Raw genomic sequence first — 6,928 nt, forward strand, 5'->3', positions numbered from 1 at the left:
TGCGGGGCGGCGCGCGGAGAGGCGTACAACCGGGCGAGAGTCCGGAGCTTGATCGTCCGCCGCCGCTGCGTCTCTGCTCCGGCTCTGCGTTCCCTGACGAACTTTCAGTCCCGGTGCTCCGCCTGTTCCTCCCCCAGGACGACGGCACTGGTGCGGTTGGTGTTGGCGTCCTGGAGGCAGCCGCGCAGCCGCATCACGTCGTGTGAGGGCAGGGCGGGGCGGATGACGCCGGTGTACACGCCGCCGTCCATCCGGTTCAGCGCGGTGTCGCCGTTCGCTGCCGCGGTGGAGCGGCGGCAGGTCTCCCACAGGTCCTGGGCGGCGAGCTGGACTGCCTGCGGGCTCCGGTCACCGCGGGTCTCGACGCGGAAGACCATGGTGGTGCTCGCGGCGTCCGGCGCCTTTTCGGCCCGGGTCTGCGTCGCGTCCGCCAGCGCGGACCACAACAGGGGCACCAGTACGAGGCCGGCCACGGCCACCGCGACGGCGAGCGCCTTGCGGCCGGTGCGGGCGGGCGGTACCGCCGGCTGGTCCTCCAGGGGAGCGGTCGCGGTGAGCGGCGGGGCGGTCAGGGCCGCCAGCCGTCCGGCCAGGCGGCGTTCGGCGCCCGGTCGCGCGGTGGCTCCGGCGACCTTCTGGAGGACCAGGGCGATCCCGGACAGGGCCGCGCCGGCCGCCATGAGGACGGGTACGAAGACGAAGGTGCGGCTTCCGTTCACATCCGTCAGGTCGTTGGAGCGCAGCCAGTTGAAGTGGTTCGGTACCGGATCGCGGGTCTGTTCGAGGCGCTTGCGGACCTCTTCGACGCGGGCGTCGGACTGCTCCAATCGTTCTTCGAGGCGGGTCAGGCGGGTGAGCAGCAGGACGGTGGCGAGGAAGATCTCGATGACGATGAGCAGGGCGGCGGAGATCAGGGCGCGCTGCCATTCCCAGCGGGTCAGGTAGAGCACGGTGTAGTAGCCGGCGTAGACGGCGGACAGTCCGCCGAAGGTGTAGCCGACCAGTCTGATGGCCTTCATGCCGCCGGCTCCTCACGCGTCGTGTCTCGCGTCGTGTCTCGTGTCATGGCGGCTTCGGTTGCCGCATCGGTGCTGTCGTCCGCGGTGACCGCGCCGGTCCCGCCGTCGACGGTGAGTGCCGTGCCGGCCGGGAAGCGGTCCACCGCTCCGGGTACGCCGACCGCCGTGGGGACGCGGTACTCGCGGGCGAGTACGGCGAGATGGGACAGGGCGCTGCCGGTCTCCGCGACGAGTCCGGCCAGGCCGGGCAGCAGCGGCGCCAGGGCCGGGTCGAGCGAGCGGACGACGAGGACGGCATGGTCGGGGCGTTGGCCGTGGCCGTCCCAGGCCGTGCCGGTGCCGAAGCCGCCGCCGGCGCCCTGCCCCTCACCGGACGTACGGTGTCCGGGCGGGAGTTGAGCCACCGGACGCCCGTCGGCCAGACGGAACGCGGCGGGCAGCGGTCCCGTGTCCTGCCGCGGCTGTCGTCCGGCGAGGTCGGCCGGCAGCCCGCCGCCGTCCGCCGCCTTGACCAGTTCCTCCCAACGCAGCAACGACAGGCGGGACAGTCCGAGGTGGCATTCACCAGGGCCCAGCCGACGCGTCATCTCCCGCACCATCTGCGCCTGCATCTCCTGCACCCAGCGAATACGCAGCCGCAGCCCTTCCCGCACCGGCAGTGCGCCGACACCGCGCGGCACCGTGGTCCAGCCGGTCTGTTGCGGCAGCGGCGCCCGGTCGCCGAGCGTGGGCGGCAGCAGGGCCAGCAGCACGGGATGGCGTTCGACGAGCTGTTCGTCGGTCAGATCACGGGAGCGGCCCTCGGCCAGCTCCGCCAGCGCCTCCCCCGCGGAGGTGGCCCCGGTCCCGGCGCCGAGCAGGGCGCCCGCGAGGGATTCCTGGGCGTGCAGGGAGGACAGCGATTGCCGGCCCCAGGCGACGGCGTCGAGGAGTTGGCCGCTGAGCATCTCGCCGGGTGGCGGGAAGTCGGCCAGCGCACGGTCCGTGTCGGCCATCAGGTCGACCGCCAGCATCGGCAGCGCCGAACGCAGCCGGCCCACGCGCCAGGCCGCTCCCGCTTTGCGGGCACCCGGGCCGGGGTTGATGAAGTCCAGGACGGGATGGGCGGACGGTACGGCGCCCAGCAGTTGCAGATCGGCGGCGGCCCGTCCCTCGACGGTGGTCACCAGGGGGAGTCTGCGCAGTCGGCGCCGCGGGGCCGCCCCGGCGATGTCGAGGGCCAGGGTGAGGCCGCGGGACATCGGAGTCACCCACAGGTCCTCCTCCAGCGGCTGGAGCACCCCGGGCAGGGTCTCGGCGACCGGACCGGGCCCCAGCAGGCGGGCGCCCCGCGGCGGCCGCGCGGCCATCGCCGTGATGGGACGCGCCTGGAACAGCCACAGGCGGTCTTCGGCGTCGAAGCCGAACTCCATGTCCTGCGGCCCGCCGAACACCCGCTCGGTCTGCTTGGCCAACTGCACCAGCCGGACCCGCTGCCGGTGCGACAGCAACCGCTCCCCGCGGGGCTCGGCCGGCTCCGTGCGCACCAGCCGGGTCATCCGCGTCAGCTGGTAACGCACGCCCTGTGTGCTGCCGTCGACCAGCTGGTCCGGTCCGCCGCGTACCGCGCTGACCAGGATCCGGTCGGTGCGCCCGGCCACCGGGTCGGCGCCGAACATCACGCCGCCGACGGCCGACGTGAGCATCGGCTGCACCAGTACCGCCATCCCGTCGTCCTCCGGGGTGTCCTGCGGTGGCCGTAGGGGCCGTACCCGCCGCGCGGAGTCGAGCACGGTCTGCACCGCGGTGGTGAAGTCCTCCCACCCCCGCACGTCCAGCACCGACTCGAAACGTCCCGCCATGGAGGATTCCTCGGTGTCCTCGTGGGCGGAGGAGGAACGCACGACCAGCGGTCTCTCCTGACCCTCCGGCCCGGCCAGGGAACGCCACGCGGAACGCACCGCGTCCGCTCCGGACCGCGCCCCGGGCCCCCGCCTCACGGGCACCAGCACGAAGCCCGGCAGCGCGGGCAGTCCCGCCACGGCCGCGCGAGCGAGATTGGCGGCCTTCGCGCCGGCGACGGTCGCGTCCTCGGCCTGTTCCGAGTCCAGCGGCACCACCGCCAGTTCGGCACCCTCGAATCCCATGGGTCATCCTTCCTGTGAATACGTGAACCTGTGCATCTGGTCCCGCGCGGACCTCCGCGCCGCGCCGCCCGAGGCCACGACCGTCGTCCTGGCCCGAATGCCGCGGCGACGGCGCCCGCGCAGCCGTACGACGACGAGATCCACGCCACGTCCACCTGGCTCACCGAGGGTCGGGGCGCGGCCCAGGCCGAATATCCCGACCGGCCGCCACAGGGGTATGACGACGTTGACCTGCTGGTTCACCACAGACGGCATCGGGGTCCCGCCGTCGTGCACGGGGCCGATCGGGTTCACCGCCACCTCCGGTTGATTGATGCATCAACAGTCATTTTTCGCCAAGCATCGTTGATATGTCAACAGGAGTCCCGCCCACTTACCCAAAGCACCGCACCCTCGGCCACGCAGCAGCTCCGGCACCAGAGCCGTTCGATCAACCCGGCCGAGCCGACTTGGATCTACACATAGAGCCTGAGCTCCATTGACATCTAGTTGATGCCTCACATATAAAGATGATGCATCAACCAAAGGACTGCGGATCATGGAAACAGTGCAGAGCCGGCAACAGGCGGCACCCGGTGCCTTCACCGCCTTCGCCCGCTTCGTGCTCAGCGGCGGCGGGGTGGGGATCGCCGCCAGCTTCGCCGTGGCGGCCTTCGCCTCCTGGATTCCCTGGGTCCTGGCCAACGCGCTGATCACCGTGGTCTCCACGCTCCTCGCCACCGAGCTGCACGCCCGCTTCACCTTCGGCGCGGGCGGACGCGCGACCCGGCGCCAGCATGTGCAGTCGGCCGGGTCCGCGGCGGCCGCGTACGCGGTGACCTCCGCGGCGATGCTTGTCCTGCACCTGCTGGCGGCCGCGCCCGGTGCGGTACTGGAGCAGGCCGTCTATCTGTCCGCCTCCGCACTCGCCGGTGTCGCGCGGTTCGCGGTGCTGCGCCTCGTCGTCTTCGCGCGGACCCGCTCGCAGGTCGCGGCCCCCGTCCACACCGTCCGTCCCATCCACACAGTCCGTCCCGTGCGCACGACCATGGCCCGCACCTCGGCCCCGGCCGCCCTCGCGATGCTCCTCCGCGCCGCCTGACCGTCGTACCGGGCGGCCAAGCCACGCAGCTCTACCGGAATCGGCTCCGGGTCCGGGTGCGGTGGAGACTCAGGCCTGCCCCGAGTCGGGCGGAGTCGGAGCGTGTCAGGCGGTCTCGGCTGTGGTGCCGCGTACGACAAGGTGCGGGGTGAGCACGACCTCGCGGGGTTCGGTACGGCCCTGGTCGAGGCGCTCGACGGCGGCGGTCACCGCGTGGCGAGCCTGTTCCTCGGCGCCCTGACTGACGGTGGTCAGGTCGAAGCAGCTCAGCCGGGAGAGCGTGTCGTCGTCGTAGCCGACCACGGAGACCTGCCCCGGGACGGCGACGCCGGCACGGCCGAGGCCGGCCAGGACGCCGATGGCGCACTGGTCATTGAAGGCGACGACGGCCGTGGGCAGTTCGGTGCCGTCGAGGAGCTGGCGGGCGGCCCGCTCGCCGGCCGCTTCGGTGTGGTCGCCGCGCAGCACCCGGATGTGGTCGTCGAGGCCGTGCCGGCGCATGGCGGTGCGGTAGCCGCGGCGCCGGTCGGTGGCGATGACGCCCTTGCCGCCGTCGACGTACGTGATCGCGTGGTGGCCGAGGCCCTCCAGGTGGTCCACGACCTGCCCTACTCCGTCGTCGTCCGCAGTGCGTACGACATCGAGGTCGGCGTCGGCGATCCGACGGCCGACGGCGATGACGGGTGACTTGCGGTCGAGAGCCGCGAGCGTGTCGGCGGGGGCGGTCGGGCCCAGCAGGATCAGCGCCTCGCTGCGGAAGGCCAGCAGCGTCTCGACGGCGGTGTGCTCGTCGCGGGTGCGGGTCTGGGTGCTGAGGACGAGGTCGTAGCCGACTTCCTCGGCGGCCGTGTGGAGGTGCTCGACGAGTTCGGCGTGGAATGGGCTGTGGATGTCGACCATGACACCGAGCAGCCGGGTGCGTCTGCTGGCCAGCAGGCTGGCGGTGCGGTCGGCCTGGTAGCCGAGGTCGGCGGCGGCTTTGAGGACGCGCTGCCGGGTGCGTTCGCTGGGACCGGGCACACCACGCAGGACCAGGGAGACCGATGCCGTGGACAGCCCCACCCGTGCGGCCACGTCCTCGAGCCGGGGGCGCTTGTTCGTGCCGCTCCAGTGACGCGCGGAACCGACATCAGCCACTCGTACCTCCCCTTGGCCATCTCCTTGAGCAACACCCTTGACACGCTCGCGAAACAAGCCGATAGTACCAGGACTTAAAGCGCTTTAAAACGTCCTGTTGTTCCGACGAAGTCAGCTCGGAAGGTGCACCTCACGGCTCGCACCTTCCGACTCCCCTGCCACCACGCCCTGCGCGCCGGAGAGGAGCCCCAGTGAGGACGCGGCCGACCGGGATCGACGTCATCGGCGGCGTCGACATGACCCGGCCGCGCCCGTCTGGGCGGCTGCCGAGCGGCCCCGGCTGTGCATGACGCCGGGCTGCCTGAGATGTGCCTGGTAGACGTCGGCGACGCCCAAAAGGCGCGCGCCCACGACACGACCAGTCGCTACGGCTCACCGCATACCGAGAGCGTCTGCGGCACAGGCTTATGGAACATGTTCCGGAGGCCGCCGCACGATCTCGGCCCGACACCGTCGTGAAGCTTGAGCACGAGGGCCACGAACTCGACCAGATCGAGGTCCCGCTTCCCTAACGCCGTCGGTCTCCAGGCACCACCACCCTCTTCTGAGACCGGCCGAACGGGATCAGCCTGTCCCCTTTCCCTACCCGTCCCCTCTCCTTTCCCTACCGCGCCCCTGATCGAGGCCGTCGCGACCGCCCCGGCCCCCAACCAGCGGCCGCGCATCGACTCCCCTCCCAGATGCACAGTGAGGTGCACCAACCATGAACCGCACATCCCTTCCCCGTTCCCGCAGAATCGTCCCCGTCGTGGCCGTGGCCGCCGCGGCAGCCCTGGTGCTCGCCGGATGTTCCAGCGACTCCGGCGGCAAGAAGGCCGAGGAGGACACGGGCAACACGTCGGCGGGCAAAGCCGACACCCCCCGGATGACCGTCGCGATGGTCACCCACGCGCCTCCCGGCGACACCTTCTGGGACATCATCCGCAAGGGCGCCCAGGCGGCAGCGGCCAAGGACAACGTCAAGCTCATCTACTCCAACAACGAGAACGCCTCCACCCAGGCCAGCCTGGTCCAGAACGCGATCGACCAGAAGGTCGACGGCATCGCGGTCACGCTGGCCAAGCCGGACGCCATGAAGGACGTCATCGCCAAGGCCCAGAAGGCCGGCATCCCGGTCGTCGGCCTCAACTCCGGCATGGACCAGTGGAAGGCCCAGGATCTGCTCCAGTTCTTCGGCCAGGACGAGTCGGTGGCCGGTGAGGCCTTCGGCGAGAAGCTCAACGAGACCGGCGCCAAGAACGCCATCTGCGTCGTCCAAGTGCAGGGCCACGTCGGCCTGGAGGCGCGCTGTGCCGGTGTGAAGAAGACGTTCAAGGGCAAGACCACGAACCTCTACGTGAACGGCACCAACATGCCGGCTGTGAAGTCGACGATCACCGCCAAGCTCAAGCAGGACTCCTCGATTGACTCTGTGGTCACGCTGGGTGCGCCCTTCGCGCTCACTGCCGTGCAGTCGGTTTCCGAGGCCGACAGCAAGGCGAAGGTGGCGACGTTCGACCTGAACAAGGAGATGGTCAAGGCCATCGAGGACGGCGACGTCGAGTTCGCCGTCGACCAGCAGCCCT

General features: G+C 71.0%; 6 protein-coding genes. 2 read left to right on the plus strand and 4 right to left on the minus strand.

The annotated features are described in order from the left end of the window. Positions 1-104 precede the first annotated feature (104 nt). From AB0I18_RS09620 to AB0I18_RS09630, 3 genes are read right to left on the minus strand one after another with little or no spacing between them, the layout of a single operon-like run. Positions 105-1,019: a hypothetical protein gene (locus AB0I18_RS09620; RefSeq protein WP_363104835.1), complete on the minus strand. Its 915-nt coding sequence runs from the start codon at positions 1,017-1,019 to the stop codon at positions 105-107. After that, on the minus strand, positions 1,016-3,145 hold the full coding sequence (locus tag AB0I18_RS09625) for a PEP/pyruvate-binding domain-containing protein (RefSeq protein WP_363104836.1): 2,130 nt from the start codon (positions 3,143-3,145) through the stop codon (positions 1,016-1,018). The genes AB0I18_RS09620 and AB0I18_RS09625 overlap by 4 nt, the downstream gene beginning before the upstream one ends. A 3-nt stretch (positions 3,146-3,148) precedes the next feature. Beyond that, on the minus strand, positions 3,149-3,439 hold the full coding sequence (locus tag AB0I18_RS09630; protein ID WP_363104837.1) for a hypothetical protein: 291 nt from the start codon (positions 3,437-3,439) through the stop codon (positions 3,149-3,151). A 244-nt stretch (positions 3,440-3,683) separates the two neighbouring features. Here AB0I18_RS09630 and AB0I18_RS09635 point away from each other — a divergent pair, with 244 nt between their 5' ends. Beyond that, positions 3,684-4,226, plus strand: a complete 543-nt coding sequence (locus tag AB0I18_RS09635; RefSeq protein WP_363104838.1) for a hypothetical protein — start codon at positions 3,684-3,686, stop codon at positions 4,224-4,226. A gap of 105 nt (positions 4,227-4,331) precedes the next feature. Here the strand turns inward: AB0I18_RS09635 and AB0I18_RS09640 are convergent, their stop codons facing one another. Further along, positions 4,332-5,363 (minus strand): LacI family DNA-binding transcriptional regulator, encoded by a 1,032-nt coding sequence (locus AB0I18_RS09640; protein ID WP_363104839.1) that lies wholly within the window; start codon positions 5,361-5,363, stop codon positions 4,332-4,334. 703 nt (positions 5,364-6,066) lie between these two features. Here AB0I18_RS09640 and AB0I18_RS09645 point away from each other — a divergent pair. Next, a partial coding sequence (locus AB0I18_RS09645; RefSeq protein ID WP_363104840.1) for a substrate-binding domain-containing protein occupies positions 6,067-6,928 on the plus strand: 862 nt, incomplete at its 3' end.

The sequence above is a fragment of the Streptomyces sp. NPDC050704 genome, from assembly GCF_040654355.1.
Taxonomy (GTDB): Bacteria; Actinomycetota; Actinomycetes; order Streptomycetales; family Streptomycetaceae; genus Streptomyces.